General features: G+C 70.9%; 14 protein-coding genes. 8 read left to right on the forward strand and 6 right to left on the reverse strand.

The window, feature by feature from the left end; translation table 11 throughout:
- On the reverse strand, window positions 1–1,434 hold the full coding sequence (locus IEZ08_RS08510) for an aldehyde dehydrogenase (RefSeq protein ID WP_068926437.1): 1,434 nt from the start codon (window positions 1,432–1,434) through the stop codon (window positions 1–3).
- A gap of 399 nt (window positions 1,435–1,833) precedes the next feature.
- On the opposite strand from IEZ08_RS08510, the gene IEZ08_RS08515 reads away from it, so the two are divergent.
- Window positions 1,834–2,745: a coiled-coil domain-containing protein gene (locus tag IEZ08_RS08515; RefSeq protein WP_068926435.1), complete on the forward strand. Its 912-nt coding sequence runs from the start codon at window positions 1,834–1,836 to the stop codon at window positions 2,743–2,745.
- Window positions 2,746–2,840: 95 nt separating this feature from the next.
- Here IEZ08_RS08515 and IEZ08_RS08520 read toward each other — a convergent pair whose 3' ends face one another.
- Window positions 2,841–3,293: a hypothetical protein gene (locus IEZ08_RS08520; protein ID WP_189241958.1), complete on the reverse strand. Its 453-nt coding sequence runs from the start codon at window positions 3,291–3,293 to the stop codon at window positions 2,841–2,843.
- Window positions 3,294–3,321: 28 nt separating this feature from the next.
- Here IEZ08_RS08520 and IEZ08_RS08525 point away from each other — a divergent pair, with 28 nt between their 5' ends.
- Window positions 3,322–3,813: a hypothetical protein gene (locus IEZ08_RS08525; RefSeq protein WP_068926431.1), complete on the forward strand. Its 492-nt coding sequence runs from the start codon at window positions 3,322–3,324 to the stop codon at window positions 3,811–3,813.
- Window positions 3,814–3,860: 47 nt separating this feature from the next.
- Here IEZ08_RS08525 and IEZ08_RS08530 read toward each other — a convergent pair whose 3' ends face one another.
- On the reverse strand, window positions 3,861–5,192 hold the full coding sequence (locus IEZ08_RS08530; protein ID WP_068926429.1) for a GH1 family beta-glucosidase: 1,332 nt from the start codon (window positions 5,190–5,192) through the stop codon (window positions 3,861–3,863).
- Window positions 5,193–5,263: 71 nt separating this feature from the next.
- Between IEZ08_RS08530 and IEZ08_RS08535 the strand changes: the two genes are divergently transcribed.
- A complete protein-coding gene (locus IEZ08_RS08535; protein WP_068926427.1) occupies window positions 5,264–5,914 on the forward strand; it encodes a TetR/AcrR family transcriptional regulator in 651 nt (216 codons plus the stop codon).
- A 15-nt stretch (window positions 5,915–5,929) separates the two neighbouring features.
- Here IEZ08_RS08535 and IEZ08_RS08540 read toward each other — a convergent pair whose 3' ends face one another.
- Window positions 5,930–6,868 carry an aldo/keto reductase gene (locus IEZ08_RS08540; protein WP_084780655.1) on the reverse strand — a complete coding sequence of 313 codons (939 nt, stop codon included), beginning with the start codon at window positions 6,866–6,868 and terminating at the stop codon, window positions 5,930–5,932.
- Between the two features lie 188 nt (window positions 6,869–7,056).
- On the opposite strand from IEZ08_RS08540, the gene IEZ08_RS08545 reads away from it, so the two are divergent.
- Together IEZ08_RS08545 and IEZ08_RS08550 are read left to right on the forward strand one after the other, a co-directional pair.
- On the forward strand, window positions 7,057–7,419 hold the full coding sequence (locus IEZ08_RS08545) for a MerR family transcriptional regulator (protein WP_068929122.1): 363 nt from the start codon (window positions 7,057–7,059) through the stop codon (window positions 7,417–7,419).
- 137 nt (window positions 7,420–7,556) lie between these two features.
- Window positions 7,557–9,008 carry a peptidoglycan D,D-transpeptidase FtsI family protein gene (locus IEZ08_RS08550; RefSeq protein ID WP_084780653.1) on the forward strand — a complete coding sequence of 484 codons (1,452 nt, stop codon included), beginning with the start codon at window positions 7,557–7,559 and terminating at the stop codon, window positions 9,006–9,008.
- 64 nt (window positions 9,009–9,072) lie between these two features.
- On the opposite strand, the gene IEZ08_RS08555 is transcribed toward IEZ08_RS08550, so the two are convergent.
- Window positions 9,073–11,040: an ABC transporter ATP-binding protein gene (locus IEZ08_RS08555; protein ID WP_084780652.1), complete on the reverse strand. Its 1,968-nt coding sequence runs from the start codon at window positions 11,038–11,040 to the stop codon at window positions 9,073–9,075.
- Window positions 11,041–11,260: 220 nt separating this feature from the next.
- On the opposite strand from IEZ08_RS08555, the gene IEZ08_RS08560 reads away from it, so the two are divergent.
- From IEZ08_RS08560 to IEZ08_RS08570, 3 genes are all read left to right on the forward strand, one after another.
- Window positions 11,261–12,553, forward strand: coding sequence for an ABC transporter substrate-binding protein (locus IEZ08_RS08560; RefSeq protein WP_068926424.1), 1,293 nt, complete (start codon window positions 11,261–11,263; stop codon window positions 12,551–12,553).
- 174 nt (window positions 12,554–12,727) lie between these two features.
- Window positions 12,728–13,606 (forward strand): carbohydrate ABC transporter permease, encoded by an 879-nt coding sequence (locus IEZ08_RS08565; RefSeq protein ID WP_189241959.1) that lies wholly within the window; start codon window positions 12,728–12,730, stop codon window positions 13,604–13,606.
- A gap of 127 nt (window positions 13,607–13,733) precedes the next feature.
- Window positions 13,734–14,546: a carbohydrate ABC transporter permease gene (locus IEZ08_RS08570; RefSeq protein ID WP_229802993.1), complete on the forward strand. Its 813-nt coding sequence runs from the start codon at window positions 13,734–13,736 to the stop codon at window positions 14,544–14,546.
- A gap of 148 nt (window positions 14,547–14,694) precedes the next feature.
- On the opposite strand, the gene IEZ08_RS08575 is transcribed toward IEZ08_RS08570, so the two are convergent.
- Window positions 14,695–15,687, reverse strand: coding sequence for a LacI family DNA-binding transcriptional regulator (locus IEZ08_RS08575; protein ID WP_373294333.1), 993 nt, complete (start codon window positions 15,685–15,687; stop codon window positions 14,695–14,697).
- Between the last annotated feature and the right edge of the window lie 76 nt (window positions 15,688–15,763).

Consider the following 15,763-nt stretch of genomic DNA (forward strand, 5'->3'; position numbering starts at 1 on the left):
TCAGCCCAGCCGGGCGATGGACTTGTACTCCAGGTAGGAGGCGAGCCCCTCGGGACCCAGCTCGCGGCCGAGGCCGCTGCTCTTGTAGCCGCCGAACGGGGCTCCGGTCTCGATCATGAAGAGGTTGACGCCGTAGGTGCCGGTGCGGACCTGGCGGGCCACGTCCATGCCGTGCTCGACGTCGGCCGTCCACACCGTTCCGGCCAGGCCGTAGTCGCTGTCGTTGGCGATGCGGATCGCGTCGGCCTCGTCCTCGTAGGGGATCACGGTCAGGACCGGGCCGAAGATCTCCTCGCGGGCGATGCGCATCTCGTTGGTCGCGCCGGCGAAGACGGTGGGGGCGACGTACCAGCCGCGGTCGTGGGGGCGCTCCAGGCCGCCGACGACGGGCTTGGCGCCCTCCTCGATGCCGATCTTGATGTAGCCCTCGACCCGCTCCTGCTGGCGCTTGGCCACCAGCGGCCCGATGCCGGTGGCCGGGTCGGCGGGGTCGCCGACCGGCATGCCCTGGACCATCGCCGCGACCGCGTCCACGACCTCGTCGTAGCGGTTGCGGGAGGCCAGGATCCGCGTCTGGGCGACACAGGCCTGACCGTTGTTCATCAGCGAGGCGATCGACAGGAAGCCCGTCGCGGAGGACAGGTCGCAGTCGTCCAGGATGATCGCGGCGGACTTGCCGCCGAGCTCCAGGGTGCAGCGCTTGAGCTGCTCGCCGCAGATGCTCCCGATGCGGCGGCCGGCCGCGGTGGAGCCGGTGAAGGCGACCTTGTCCACGCCGGGGTGGGAGACCAGGTGCTCGCCGGCCTCGCGCCCGGCGGCGACGATGTTGACGACGCCGTCGGGGATCCCGGCCTCCTTGACCATCTCGGCCAGGAGGTAGGCGTCGAGCGGGGTCTCCGGCGCGGGCTTGACGACGATCGTGCAGCCGGCGACGAGGGCGGGGGCCAGCTTGATCATGATGACGAACTGCGGCACGTTCCACGGGACCACGGCGGCGACGACGCCGACCGGCTCGCGCCGTACGACCACCGGGCCGAACGTGCCGGGCCGCTCCTCCTCCACCGGGAAGGTCGTGCCCAGCTCGGCGTAGTACTGCAGCATGCCGAGGGGCTGCGGGGCCTGGGCCATCTGGGAGAAGGTGATGGGCGAGCCCATCTCCTCGGTGATGATCTCGGCCATCTCGCTCTGGCGGGCCGCGTAGATCTCCGCGAGCCTGCCGACGACGGCGGCGCGCTCGGCCATGGTCATCCGGGGCCACGGGCCGTGGTCGAACGCCTGGCGGGCGGCGGCCACCGCGCGGTCCATGTCGGCGGGAGTGCCGTCGGGGACGCGGCCGATGATCTCCTCGGTGTGGGGGGATATGACGTCGATGGTCCCGGTGCCCGCGGGAGCCACCCAGTCGCCCCCGATGAACAGCGTGTCGTGCTGGCGCATGATGTGTTGCCTCCTGGTGGGCGGGCCGGAGTCGTGTGATCGCCACGTGGCCGTTCGGCCACTTGAACGAGTGCTTGCTTGGATAGTGTCGTTCGCGGCGGGGCTCTCCACAAGACCCGTCACTGCTGAGACCGAACCACGTTCTAGCCATGCTGACAAGGGAGCCGCGGTGCCCGCCGGGGGCGCTTCTTTATGCGGATGTAAGGATTCGTCCCGTGATCGCCGTGGACGATGGCCCAAGCGCGTTTGTTTAAACCATCACAAACTGGTAGATAGTTCGTCAGCGGTACATGGGTGTACATGGGTTGTACGCGGGTTCTGTCGTTCTGGTGGCGAGGCCGAAGATCGTCTCCTATAGTTTCGCTCCGTCCATGAGGGGGCTCTGGAGGTGAGCGACGCGTGAGACCGAGCCGCCCGGCGATGCTGGGTGTCCTGCTCACCGCTCTGCTGCTGACTCCCGCGATGGCAGGGGCCAGTGCCGGGCGGGCGGTCAAGCCCGACCCCGAGGCCGAACTGCGCAAACTGACCCAGCAGGCCGGCCAGCTCAACAAGGACTACCGGGGACAGGTCCAGAGCCTGGAGGACGCCCGGGTCAAGGCCAGGAAGGCCACCGACACGGCCAAACGCCTGAAGGCGGCCCTGGCCACCGCCCGCACCGACGTACGGCGGTTCGCGCAGAACACCTACATGTACGGGCGCCTGGACGGAGACAACCTGCTCGCCTTCCAGGGTGACGCCTCCGGCGCCCTCAACCAGGCCGCCACCCTGTCCCACCTCACCGCCACGCGCACCAGCCAGCTCGACCGGGTCAAGGAGTTGATCAAGCAAGCCGGAAAGGCGGAGAAGGCCGCCGAGGCCGAGATCGTCGAGCTGCGCAAGGACATCGAGAAGCTCAAGAAGGACCGCGTCAAGATCGAGACGCTCCTGGCCAAGTACGGCTTCCAGGCCCCGAGCGGCAACGGCGGCCTGACCCCGCGCACGGTCGCCATGCGCAACCTGGTGCTGCAGAACTTCCCCATGCCGTACGGCTACGGCTGCCTGCGCCCCGGCGACCCCGGCGACCACGGCAGCGGCCGGGCCTGCGACTTCATGATGAGCACCGGTGGCCGCGTCCCCACCCCCGAGGCCAGGGCCCGCGGCGACCGCCTGGCCCAGTGGGCCATCACCAACGGCCAGCGCCTCGGGGTCATGTACGTGATCTGGCAGCAGAAGTACTACGACGTCCGGACGGGCGCGGGCTGGCGGATGATGTCCGACCGCGGCGGCAACACCGCCAACCACATCGACCACGTGCACATCTCGATGTTCTGACAGCCGACCGATCGGCCGGACCGCCTCTCATGACCATCGCGACCGCCGGGCCCACCCCGGTGGTCATCGATGAATTCCCCTATCCGGTCAAGGCCTCACCGCATCCTCCCTCGCTGATCCAGCGTGCTCTCGGACCGCAGGGGCAGCGGGACGGCGGCGCCGTGCGGCTGCTGCTGTGCGGGTCGGCGCTGTCCTTCATGGGGGCGCTGCTCGCCGGGACGGCACCACTGCGTGGCCGGGCGAGTCTGGAACTGGTCGTCCCCACCCTTGACTACCGTCTGGCCCGTGATTTCTGGGGTATCGCCGATCCCGCCCTGGCTCTTCTGGTCAACGCGGTCGTCGGCGGCACCCCGGCCTATCGGCGCGAGTTCACCCTCGGTGACGTCCCCGGCGGCATCGACGACTTCGGCCCCTGGGTGATCAGGAATGTGCTCAATCCCGGGCGCCCCCTGTTCCGCGAGGCGCGTTTCCTTCTCGCCGAGGAGCTCGAGCTGCGGGACGGCGCTCTCTATCGCGGCGTCCTGTCGGCGATAGCGGGAGGCAACCACACACGCGCTCGCCTTCTACCACGCGATCATGAGGCCGGAATGGACCGACCTGGAACGCCCGGCCTATGCCGGGCAGGTCTGGGAGCGCTCGCAGACGGCGTTCCGGAGCAGGGTCCTCGGCCCGCACTTCGAACACCTCGCCCGCACCTGGACCCGCTGGCACGCCGATCCCGGGACTCTCGGCGGCCTGGGCACCCGTGTCGCCTCCGGTGTCCCGCCCGATCCGGCGGGCAAGACCAGTCATGAGGTGGACGTCGTCGTCTTCGGCCGTGCCGACGACGGAAAGGAGGTCATTCTCGCGATCGGGGAGGCCGAGTACGGCGATGTCATCGGCCGCGGTCATCTGCAACGTCTCGAACACCTCCGCGACCTGCTCATCCGCCGTGACGACCGGGCGACGGCCGCCACCCGGCTGCTGCTGTTCAGCGCCGCGGGGTTCGTGCCCGGGCTTCACGAGGTGGCCCGGGGTCGTGAGGATCTGCAGCTCGTCGATCTCGACCGGCTCTACGGGGGGTCATAGGGCTCTGCAGGGGTCATAGTGCGTACGGTCTGACCCCGCTTCCGGCGTCACGGGAGGGCCGGAGCCGCCCGGAGACCCCGGTGGCGGGCGATGTGCTCCCTGAACCAGTGGTAGGAGGCCTTGGGAGTGCGCTCGCCGGTGGCGAAGTCGACGTGGACCAGGCCGAAGCGCTGGTGGTAGCCCTCGGCCCACTCGAAGTTGTCCAGCAGCGACCAGACGTAGTAACCGCGGACGTCCACGCCCTCGGCGACGGCCTGCCGGACGGCTTCGATGTGGCCGTCGAGATAGGCGATGCGGTCCTGGTCGTCGACGGTGCCGCCGGGTCCGGGCTCGTCGGGCTGGGAGCAGCCGTTCTCGGTGATGTAGACCGGGGGCAGCGCGGCGCCGTAGCGCGCCTTGAGACCGCTCAGCAGCTCCCGCAGGCCGTCGGGGACGACGGGCCAGCCGAAGGCGGTGACGGGGTATCCGGTGATCCCGGCGTCGGTGAAGGGCAGGCCGTCCCCGGTGGGCGCGGCGATCCGGGTGGGGTTGTAGTAGTTGATCCCGAGCCCGTCGAGCGGGGCGGAGATCAGGTCGAGGTCGCCGTCGCGGACGCAGTCGAGGGCGGTGCCGTACGCCGTCAGATCGGGGTAGCTCCCCAGCAGGACCGGGTCGTTGAACAGGCGGTTGTGCAGGATGTCGTAGGCCTCGGCGGCGGCCAGGTCGGCCGGGTCCGCGGAGGCGGGCCAGACCGGGGTGCAGTTGTTGGTGATCAGGACCTGCTCCGCGCCGTGCGCCCGGAGCGCCGCTACGGCCAGGCCGTGCCCGAGGAGCTGGTGGTGGGCGACCGGGAGCGCGTCGGAGAGCAGGGCCAGTCCGGGGGCGTGCACGCCCGTGGCGTAGCCGAAGGCCATGTGGACGAACGGCTCGTTCAGGGTGATCCACATCGGGACGCGGTCGGCGAGCCGCTCGGCCACCAGGGCGGCGTAGTCGGCGAAGCGGGCGGCGGTGTCGCGGGCGAGCCAGCCGCCCTCGTCCTGGAGGGCCTGGGGCAGGTCCCAGTGGAACAGGGTCGCGGCCGGGACGATGCCCTTGTCGCGGAGCCCGTCGACCAGCCGGTCGTAGAAGTCCAGCCCGGCCTGGTTGACCGGGCCCCTGCCGCCGGGCTGGATCCGGGGCCAGGCGATGGAGAAGCGGTAGGAACCCACCCCGAGGTCCGCCATCAGCGCGATGTCCTCGGGCCAGCGGTGGTAGTGGTCGCAGGCGACGTCGCCGGTGTGGCCGTCGCGGACGCGCCCCGGCTCATGGGCGAAGGTGTCCCAGATGGAGGGGCCCCGGCCGTCCTCGGCGACACCGCCCTCGATCTGGTAGGAGGCGGTAGCCGTACCCCAGAGGAACATCCTGACCTCCCGATGGTATGAGTACCGCTCATGTTAGCCGCTCAATCTCCTCCATAAGGGATGATGAGGGGATGACGAACGTCTCCGGGGGAACGCTGCGGCGTCGCCCCGCCCAGCGCCGCAGCGCGGAGCGGGTGGAGCGGATGCTGGACGAGTGCGCGAAGCTGCTGGACGAGGTCGGCTACGACGCGCTGACCACCAAGGAGGTCGCGCGCCGCGCGGAGGTCCCGATCGGGACCTTCTACCAGTTCTTCCCCGACAAGCACGGGCTGGTGCGCGCGCTCGCCCTGCGCAACCTGGAGGCTTTCCTCGACCGGATCACCGCCCGGATCCAGGACGCCGGACCGTCCGACTGGACCGGCATGGCGGACCTGGCGATCGACGAGTTCGTCGCCATGAAACGCTCCGTCCCCGGCTTCGGCGTCGTCGACTTCGGCGAGGTGCTGTCCGCGCCGGGCGGCCCGGCCCTCCACGGGACCGAGCGCATGCTCGACGCCGTTCTGGAGAACAACGTCGTCGTGGCCGACCGGCTCCGGGCGGTCATCGTGGACCTGTTCGGCGCCCCGGTGACGCCGGGGCTGGACCGGGCGCTGGTGGTCGCGGTCGAGGCCGCCGACGCCGTGCTCAAGCTCGCCTTCCGGGCCCTGCCGGAAGGCGATCCCGAGCTGGTCTCCGAGTGCAAGCGCCTGGTCCGGCGCTACCTCTCGGACTACCTGGCGTAGCCCCCGACGGTCCTTTCAGCGGGCGGCGTCCAGACGGGCGCGGAGCTCGTCGTCGAGCTTCAGGCCGACGGCTCCGAGCGCCTCCTCCAGCTGGGCCGTGGAGCTCACGCCCACGATCGGGATGACGGCCGGCGAGCCGCCGATCAGCCAGGCGAGGACCACCTGGTTCGGCGTGACGCCCAGCTCGGCCGCGACCTCGCGCAGCACCGCCAGGCGGCGGGTGGTGCCGGGGTGGTCGAACGCCTCCTCCAGGGGGCGGTCCTGGCGGGTGTAGCCGCCGCTCAGCAGGGTGCTGTAGGCCCAGAGCGACACGTCCGGCTCCTGCCGCAGGTAGTCGAGGGTGTCGTCGTTCACCAGCGTGTGCCCGGCGGATCGCAGCGGGGCGTCCGGGCGGGGGCGGACGTAGGAGTGGCGCAGCTGGAGGTGGGTGTAGGGCGTCCAGCCGTTCGCGCGGGAGACGTTCCTGGCGCGTTCGAGCCGCCAGGCGGGCATGTTGCTGGCGCCGATCTCACCGACCGAGCCCGCCCCGACCAGCTCGTCGAACGCGCCGAGGGTCTCCTCCAGCGGGACCGACCGGTCCTCCATGTGCGCCCAGTAGACGTCGATGCGGTCGGTCCCCAGCCGCCGCAGGCTGCCCTCCGCCGCGGTCTTGATCACCTTTGCGGACAGTCCCTCCGCCGAGGCGAGGGTACGGTCGCCCGGGACGGTGGGGCGGGCACCGCACTTGGTGCTCAGCACGATCTGCTCGCGGTTGCCCCGGGACGCCAGCCAGCGGCCGATGGTCAGCTCGCTCTCGTCGCCGGTCGCCCCCTCCTGCCAGAAGGGGTAGTTGTTCGAGGTGTCCAGGATCGCGCCACCGGCCTCGGCGAACCGGTCCAGGATCGCGAAGGTCGTCCGCTCGTCGACGGTCGTGCCGAACGGGATGGTGCCCAGTGCGAAGGGGATGCGTGTCATGCCGTACAGACTGGAAGCTGGAGTGAGCTCCATGTCAAACGGGGCCCGGATCCGCGCCGGAGTCCCGCTCCGGGTCCGCTTCGGGCAGGGATCCGGCGGTTCCGCAACGATCCTGAAAGGTTCCGCAATGATCGTGAAATACGCCCCGGCTTGACCTGGAGCCGACTCCAGGTGCGATGCTGCCGGGCATGAGTGTGTTCACGCCGGGACAGGTGGCAGAGGAGACCGGGTTCAGCCTGGACACCCTGCGGTACTACGAGCGCATCGGGCTGCTGGAGCCGGTCGGCCGTAACGCCGCGGGCCAGCGCCGTTTCACGCAGGACGACATCGGATGGCTCGGCATGGTCAGGTGCCTGCGGGACACCGGCATGCCGATCGCCGAGATGCTCCGCTTCGCGGAACTGGTCCGGGCGGGTGAGCACACGATCCCCGACCGGATCGCGCTGCTGGAGGCGCACGACCGCCGGGTGGAGGCCCAGGTGGCCAACCTGAGGGAGAAGCAGACCGCGATCCGCAACAAGATCGGTTACTACCGCTCCGTGAGCTGCTGATCGCCGTCCACCGGGCCGGGGCCGGTGCGGAGCCGCGGGGTGGCGGATCGCGGGTGTACGGGGGTTTTGCCCGCAGGTGAGGGGCGCTTTCCGGTGCCGGTGTTAGACCGGATAGCCGGACCTCAGGGAGGGGGCCCATGGCCGCTCCGCGCGCCCGCCGGATCAACGTCCCGCTGCGTCACGTCGCCGTGCTCTGCGGGGCTCTGCTGTTCGTGCTGCTCGGCAACGTGACACGTGTCCAGGTGTTCGACGCCGGGAGATGGAAGGAGCACCCGGACAACCAGCGGCCGCTGCTCGCCCGGTTCGACCGGCCGAGGGGGGAGATCCGGCTGCGCGACGGCACGGTCGTGGCGACCAGCCGTGAGCGCGACGGGAAGTTCCGGCACCGGCGGGTCTATCCCGGCGGGGCGGTGTACGCGCCGGTCACCGGGCACCTGTCGCGCTACGGCGCCACCGGCCTCGAACGCGCCGTGGACGCCGTGCTCTCCGGTGCCGCCCCCCGGGTCACGGTCCGCTCGATCATGGCCGGGACCGGGGCGGGGGCCACGGTCGGGCTCACGATCGACGGAAGGGCGCAACGCGCCGCCTACGAGGCGTTGCGGGCCACCGGGCTGCCCGGGGCCGCGGTCGCGGTCGACCCGGCCACCGGCGCGATCCTGGCCATGGCCTCCTTCCCCTCCTACGATCCGAACCTCTACACCTCCTTCGACGCGGAGGCCCTGGACCACGCCGACGCCGGTCTGCAGGCCGATCCCGCCAGGCCGCTGCTCAACCGGGCGATCCAGCAGAACTATCCCCCGGGGTCCACCTTCAAGATCATCACCGGGGCCGCCGCGCTCGCCTCGGGCGGCTACGGGCCCGCCGAGAGCGTCAGCGCGCCCGCCGCGTTCCTGCTGCCGGGCACCGCCGTCCGCCTGCGCAACGCCCGGGGATCGTCCTGCGGTGACGGTGACCCGCCGCTGGCCTACGCGTTCAAGACGTCCTGCAACACCCCGTTCGCGATGATGGGGGTCGAGCTCGGCCAGGACGCCCTGCGCGAGCAGGCCGAGGACTTCGGGTTCAACGACGGGGACCTCACCGTGCCGATGCCCGTGGCCAGGAGCGTCTACCCCGAGGGGATGGACCCGGCGCAGACCGCGCTGTCGGCGCTCGGCCAGTTCGACGACCGGGTGACCCCGCTCATGCTCGCGATGATCTCGTCGGCGGTCGCCAACGGCGGCTCGCTCATGCATCCCCACCTGGTCAGGGAGATCCGGCTCGGCGACGGCACGGTGATCGACAAGACCGTGCCCACCGAGTACCGCCGCGCGCTCGACTCCGATGACGCCCTGCGGCTGGCCGCCATGATGGTCACGGTCACCCAGCCGGGCGGCACCGGTACGGCGGCCGCCATCCCGGGCGTCGAGGTGGCGGCCAAGACCGGCACCGCGGAGAACGCGGCCGGCGAGGAGGACCACGCCGTCTTCACCGGATTCGCCCCCGCCGGTTCCCCCCGGGTGGCCGTGGGGGTCGTCGTGGAGGGCGGCGGGTACGGCGGCCGGGTCGCGGCGCCCGTCGCCAGAGCGATCATGCAGGCCGTACTGCGATGACCGCCGGTGCGGCGGCCCCGGTCAGACTCCCGCCGCCGCGCCGGGCCGGGAGCGGGGCGCCGCCTCAGGCCGAGTAGGCGCGGGCCTGGAGGGTGTAGAGGTCGGCGTAGAGACCGTCGAGCTCCATGAGCTGGGCGTGCGTGCCCTGCTCGGTGACCTTGCCGTGATCCAGGACGTAGATCCGGTCGGCGTAGCGCACGCTGGCCAGCCGATGGGTGATCAGCAGGACGGTGCGGCCGTCGGCGTGCCGCCGGATCCGCTCGAACAGGGCGTGCTCGGCCCGGGCGTCCAGGGCCGCGGTGGGCTCGTCGCAGATCAGCAGGAGGGCGTCCCGGTGGAAACCGCGGGCGACCGCGATCCGCTGCCACTGGCCGCCGGACAGCTCCTGGCCGTCCTTGAAACGGCGGTCGAGCAGCGTGTTGTAGCCGTACGGCAGCTCGGCCACGACCTGGTCGGCCCCGGCCACCTCGGCCGCGGCGACCAGCGCCGGCTCCCCCTTGCCGGTGCCCATGTCGATGTTGTGCCTGGCGGTCAGCGGCCAGCGCGTGTGGTCCTGGGCGATCACCGCGATGTGCTCGCGGACCTGGTCGGGATCCACCCCGGCCAGGTCGGTGCCGTCCCAGAGCACCCGCCCGCCGTCCGGCGTGTAGAGGCCGGACAGGATCTTGGCGAGGGTGGTCTTGCCCGAGCCGTTCTCGCCGACGAGCGCGATGACCTCGCCCCGGTCGATGTGGATCGAGACGCCGTGCAGAGCGGGGTCGCCGGAGCCCGGATAGGTGAACGTGACGTCGTCGACGGTGATCCGCTCGAACCCCCGGGGCGCCGGGGCGGTGCGCCCGGTGCTCACCCGGGTCTCCGCGTCGGCGCAGAAGTCGAGGAAGTCGGTGAAGTAGAGGCCCTCCTCGTAGAGGCGGTTGGTGGCGTACATCAGGTTCGCCAGGGAGCTCTTGCCCGACTGGATGGCCAGCACGGCGGTGCCCGCCACCGCCAGCGGCACCGCGCCGACGGCCAGCAGCAGGCCGAGGGCGACGTAGACCGCGGCCGTCCCCACTCCGCTGAGCGCCTCCCCGACGAGCCGCGCCAGCGTCTGCCGCCGCGCGAGGCTCAGCATGATGGACTGCTCGGCGCGGGAGACCGCGTCGTACATCCGCATCAGGAAGCCGCGCATGGTGAACGAGCGCACCTCCGCGGCCGGCTCGCGGTTGGCGAGCAGCTCGGCGATGATCCACTTGCGGCGGTGGGCGGGGATCAGCGCGTACATCGTCGTGTAGCGCATGCGCGCCGCCCGCACGGCGGCCCAGGCGTCGGGCATGACCGCGAGCACCAGCAGCGGCAGCAGCACCGGGTGCAGGACGCCGAGCACCCCCGCGGCCGCCGTGATGCCGATGGCGGCGGTCAGCAGGTTGACGGCGGTGCTCACCACCGTGTCGGCCATCGCCACCCCCCTCGACCTGGCGCGCTGCAGCGCGTCGTGGAACTCGGGGTCGTCGAAGGCGGCCAGCTCGACGCGGCTGGTCAGGCCGTACAGGCGTTCCTCGGCGATCCGGCTGACCTGCGGGTCCAGCCGGGACTGCGCCCAGCCCGCGCCCGCCTGCACCAGCGTGCGCAGGGCGGCGGCCACGCCGACCAGGATCAGGCTGGGCAGCGCGGCCCTGACCCGCTCCGGAGTCGGACCCGCCTCGAACAGGGCCGACAGCACGCCGGTCGTGGCCAGCAGCCCGAAGGCGGTGAAGACGCCGCCGAGCACGCTGAGGGCGATCGTGGCGACGGTGTCGCGGGGGCTGGCCAGCCAGGCCAGCCGTACGGCGTGGGCGATGAGGGCCGGGAGACGGCGGGCGATGGTCAGGAAACCGATGCCGACCAGCTTCTCCGCGTGGGCGTGCCAGTCGGAGAAGGTGAGCTCACCGAGATCGGGCTCGGGATCGGGCGCGAGGCCGGGTGCGGGGCCGGGTGCGCCGGAGGTGGCCGCCGGATGGGGATCAGGGTCCGGGGACGGCGCCGGTGGGCGCGATGCCGGGGGAGTGTCCGCCATGGCAGCCAGTGTGAGCGGTGCCACCGACAGTTCGCCAGGGCGGCGGCCGTGCGCGGGCCACGGATATCCGTCGTGGCACAGACGTTATCCGCCGTTATCCGTACATATCTTGACGACGCACGGTACGAGTGGGTTGATTGCCCTACTGACAACGTTGTCACCTTTCTCGGGGGACCGGCGGCGTACGGGCCGCGATCGACGACCCAGGAGGGACGGAGCGATGCGACGACGGTGGATGGCGGCCGTCGCGGTCACCGTGGCGGGCATGCTGACGCTGACCGCGTGCGGTGGCGGTGAAGAGGGCGGCGCCGGGCAGAGTCCGCAGGCGGGCGCGGCCAAGCAGGTGGAGGTCTTCTCCTGGTGGACCGGGCCCGGCGAGGCCGACGGCCTGAAGGCGATGCGGGAGATCTTCGAGAAGCGGAACACCGGACTGACGTTCTTCGACGCGGCGGTGGCGGGCGGATCCGGTGACAAGGCTCGCGCCCTGCTCACCTCCAAGCTCCAGGCCGACGACCCGCCGGACACCTTCCAGGGCCACGCGGGCGCCGAGTTGCAGGGCTACATCAAGGCCGGCGACCTGGAACCGGTCAACTTCCTCTACGACGAGCTGAAACTCCGGGAGGTCTTCCCGCAGCAGCTCATCGACCAGATCAGCGTGGGCGGGCAGATCTACTCGGTTCCGGTGAACATCCACCGCTCCAACGTGATGTGGTTCAGCCCCGGCGTGCTGAAGGAGGCGGGCGTCACCGAGGTGCCCGCGACGATCGAGGAGTTCGTCGCGGCGCTGGAGAAGGTCAAGCAGGCCGGCAAGATCCCGCTCTCGATCGGCTCGGAGTGGACGGTCGTGCACCTGCTGGAGAGCGTGCTGCTCGGCTCGCTCGGCACCGAGGCCTACAACCAGCTGTGGACCGCCGGGTCCGACTGGTCCGGCCCGGCGATGACCAAGGCGCTCAACGACTTCAAGACGATCCTGTCGTACGCCGGCGACCCGCAGGACGACTGGCAGCCCGCCGCCAAGCAGGTGGCCGACGGCGAGGCCGCGTTCACCATCATGGGCGACTGGGCCTACGGCTACTTCCACAACCCGCCGGACGGCGGTCTGGGCAAGACGTCCAAGACCGACTTCGACTGGGCGCCCGCGCCCGGTACCGGCGGCACGTTCATGTGGCTGTCGGACAGCTTCACCCTCCCCAAGGGCGCGCCCAACCGGGACGGGGCCATCGCCTGGCTGAAGGTGGCCGCGAGCAAGGAGGGCCAGGACGCCTTCAACCCGAAGAAGGGCTCGATCCCGGCCCGCAAGGACGCCGACACCTCGCTCTACACCGACTACCTGGCCGACGCGCTGAAGGACTGGGGCAGCAACAAGCTCGCCGGGTCCATCCAGCACGGCGTGACGGTCAACGACGCCTGGCGGACCGCGATCAACGAGGCGGTCGGCCTGTTCCAGCAGTCCCAGGACGTGGCGGAGTTCCAGAAAGCCCTGGCCGACGCCGCCAAGAACTCCGGTCAGTGACCTCCGGCCGGTGACCTCCGGGGTGCGGCCCGCGCCCCGGAAAGTGCCCGCCGGGCGCGGGCCGCACCCAGGGGCCGTACACCGTGGAGACGCGCGGCCGTACGCCGTGGGGAGGTACACCGTGGAGCCGAACATCGGGAAAACGACGTCGGGGAAAGGACGTCCGTGACGCGGATGCGCAGATGGCTGCCGGGGCTGTTGCTGGTGGCGCCGTCGATCGCGGCCATCGCCGTCTTCGTGTACGGCATGCTCGGCTGGAACTTCCGGCTGGCGATGACCGACCAGCACGACGAGGTGTCCGAGGGGAAGTTCGTCGGGCTGGAGAACTTCACCGGGATCTGGGACCAGCCGCGCTGGTCGATCTCGGTCAACCACGCCATCGTCTTCACGGTGGTGTTCGTGGGCGGGGCACTGCTGCTGGGCTGGCTGCTGGCGTTCCTGATGGAGAAGGGGCTCCGGGGCGAGGGGACCTTCCGGGCGATCTACCTGTTCCCGATGGCGATCTCGTTCGTGGCGACCGGGGTCGTCTGGCGCTGGCTGATGAACTCCGGCACCGGCGAGCGGGCGGTCGGACTGAACCGGCTCTTCGACGTCGTCGGGCTGGAGTTCCTGCAGTGGCGGTGGTTCCGGGACCAGGACTGGGGGATGGCGGCGATGGCCATCCCGGCGATCTGGCAAATGTCCGGATATGTCATGGCACTGTTCCTGGCAGGCTTCCGAGGCGTGCCGGAGGAGCTCCGCGAGGCCGCCCGAGTGGACGGCTGCACCGAGTGGAAGGTCTACCGGCACATCGTGCTGCCGATGCTCCGCCCGGTCACCCTGTCGGCCCTCATCATCCTCGGCCACATCTCGCTGAAGGCATTCGACCTGATCGTCGCGGTCTCCGGCAAGCAGATCATCACCGACGTGCCCGCGGTCTTCATGTGGGTGGCGGTCTTCGACTCCCACGACCCGGCCAAGGGCGCCACCATCGCGGCCTACATCGTGATCGCGGTGAGCGTCTTCGTCATCCCCTATCTCGTCTGGTCGCTGCGGAAGGAGAGACGCTCGTGACGACCGTGGCAGACGTGAAGGAGGGTCACCGGTGACGGCCGTGGCAGACGCGCGGGAGGAGCGTGCGCCGTCCCGGGACCGGGGCGAGCGGGCCGTACGGCGGGCGCGGTGGGCCCGCGGCGTCCGGCTGGTCGTGCTGACGGTCTTCGTCGTGGTCTTCCTGACCCCGGTCTACGTCCTCCTCGTCACCAGCTTCAAGCCGCTGACCGAGGCCGACCCGTCCCGGGCCTGGGCGCTGCCCGAGATCTGGACGTTCCAGCCGTGGCGGGTGGCGTGGGAGAAACTGGCACCGGGGATCTGGAACAGCGTGCTGCTGGCCGTACCGGGATCGCTGATCTCCGCGGCGCTCGGCTCGATGAACGGCTACGTGTTGTCGAAGTGGCGGTTCCCGGGGGCGGACGTGGTGTTCACGCTGTTCCTGTTCGGGATGTTCATCCCCTACCAGGGGGTCATGATCCCGCTCGTCCAGCTGCTGTCCGGGCTCAACGAGCTCACCGGGCTGGACGGAGTCTTCTACGGCGGCATCCCCGGTCTCGTCCTGGCGCACGTGGTCTACGGCATCCCGATCTGCACACTGATCTTCCGCAACTACTACGTCACCATCCCCGGGGAGGTCATCGAGGCCGCCCGGGTAGACGGCGCGGGGATGTTGCGGACCTACCGGTCGGTGGTGCTGCCGGTCTCCGGTCCGGCCTTCGCCGTCGTGATCATCTGGCAGTTCACCGCCCTGTGGAACGACTTCCTGTTCGCCGTCTTCCTCACCGGCCCGCGCAGCTGGCCCACCACGGTCATGCTCAACAACATCGCCGGAGCCCAGACCGTCCCCTACAGCCAGCAGATGGCCGCCGCCCTGCTCGCCTCCATCCCCACCATGGTCGTCTACGTCCTCCTCGGCCGCTTCTTCATGCGCGGCCTGATGGCCGGCGCCCTGAAGGGCTGAACCGGGCAGAACCCGCCCGGTGACTCAACGCGCTTGTCCGGATGCCCTCCGCCCGGGGCGGCGGTGGTACAGGACACTTCCGGCCAGGCCATCCGGAGACTCGTGCAGGATCACGGTGCCTCGCGCCGGATCGGTCAGCGCGTAGCGGTCAGGGTGGGAGCTCACCCGAGCCGCGGGGGATGAGCCGGGTGGGGAGCTCGATGCGCTCGGCGGGGCCCGACCCGCCGGAGAGCCGGTGGAAGAGCAGTTCGGCGGCGGTGCGGCCGAGCCCGCCCGGGGTCTGGGCCACCACGGTCACGCCGGGCGTCAGGGCGTCGGCCAGCTCGAAGTCGTCGAACCCGACCAGGGCCGGGCGGTGGCCGGTACGCAGGGCGGCCACGGTGATCCGCCCGTTGCCGGTGAACACCGCCGTGGGCGGATCGGGAGCGGCGAGCATCGCGCGCAGCGCGGCCCCGGTCCGCGACTCCGGACCCATCGTGATCAGTGACTCGTCGGCGGGCAGGCCCGCCTCGGCCAGCGCCAGCCGGTAACCGGCCAGGCGTTCCCGGGCGGTGAAGATGGCCTCGCTGTCCCCGAGGAACGCGATGCGGCGGTGACCGTGCCGGATCAGATGGGCCACTCCGGTGCGCGCGCCGCCGACGTTGTCGCAGAGGACGGTGTCCACCTCGGCCAGCCCGCCGGGCCGGTCGGCGAAGACGGCGCGCACGCCCGCGTCGAGCTCGGGAAGGAGATACTCGTGGTCGGACCCGGCGGGCACGATGATCAGCCCGTCCACCCGGCGGTCGCAGAAGGTGAGCACGAGCTCCCGCTCGCGGCGGGGATCCTCTCCCGAGGAGCCGCTGAGCACCAGCGAGCCGTGTTCGAGCGCCACGTCCTCGACCGCCCGGCTGATCTCCGAGTAGAACGGGTCGGCCACATCCTCGATCACCAGGCCGATGGTGGCGGTCCGGCCGCGGCGGAGCACCCGGGCGCTCTCGTTGCGCCGGTAGCCGAGCCGCTCGATGGCGGCGGCGACCCGCTCGGCCATGGCGGGGCTGACCCCCGGCTCGTCGTTGACGACCCGGGAGACCGTCTTGAGCGCGACCCCGGCCGCCGCCGCGACGTCCTTCATCGTGGGACGTCCCTGGATGCTCCCTGACACGGCTCGATCATTACCCAGGTCGCGTGCCCAGACAACGTTGTCATCGGGTGTCGTTCCCGGGGAGCGCTCTCTGGTT

Origin of the sequence: Planobispora rosea (assembly GCF_014648175.1) — a bacterium.
Taxonomy (GTDB): domain Bacteria; phylum Actinomycetota; class Actinomycetes; order Streptosporangiales; family Streptosporangiaceae; genus Planobispora; species Planobispora rosea.

Bases quoted from the DNA above. Each gene is read 5' to 3' on its own strand.
- IEZ08_RS08530 (WP_068926429.1), bottom strand. From the start codon at position 5,192: ATGTTCCTCTGGGGTACGGCTACCGCCTCCTACCAGATCGAGGGCGGT.
- IEZ08_RS08545 (WP_068929122.1), top strand. From the start codon at position 7,057: ATGAGTGTGTTCACGCCGGGACAGGTGGCAGAGGAGACCGGGTTCAGC.
- IEZ08_RS08535 (WP_068926427.1), top strand. From the start codon at position 5,264: ATGACGAACGTCTCCGGGGGAACGCTGCGGCGTCGCCCCGCCCAGCGC.
- IEZ08_RS08540 (WP_084780655.1), bottom strand. From the start codon at position 6,868: ATGACACGCATCCCCTTCGCACTGGGCACCATCCCGTTCGGCACGACC.
- IEZ08_RS08550 (WP_084780653.1), top strand. From the start codon at position 7,557: ATGGCCGCTCCGCGCGCCCGCCGGATCAACGTCCCGCTGCGTCACGTC.
- IEZ08_RS08510 (WP_068926437.1), bottom strand. From the start codon at position 1,434: ATGCGCCAGCACGACACGCTGTTCATCGGGGGCGACTGGGTGGCTCCC.
- IEZ08_RS08555 (WP_084780652.1), bottom strand. From the start codon at position 11,040: ATGGCGGACACTCCCCCGGCATCGCGCCCACCGGCGCCGTCCCCGGAC.
- IEZ08_RS08565 (WP_189241959.1), top strand. From the start codon at position 12,728: ATGCGCAGATGGCTGCCGGGGCTGTTGCTGGTGGCGCCGTCGATCGCG.
- IEZ08_RS08560 (WP_068926424.1), top strand. From the start codon at position 11,261: ATGCGACGACGGTGGATGGCGGCCGTCGCGGTCACCGTGGCGGGCATG.
- IEZ08_RS08525 (WP_068926431.1), top strand. From the start codon at position 3,322: ATGAGGCCGGAATGGACCGACCTGGAACGCCCGGCCTATGCCGGGCAG.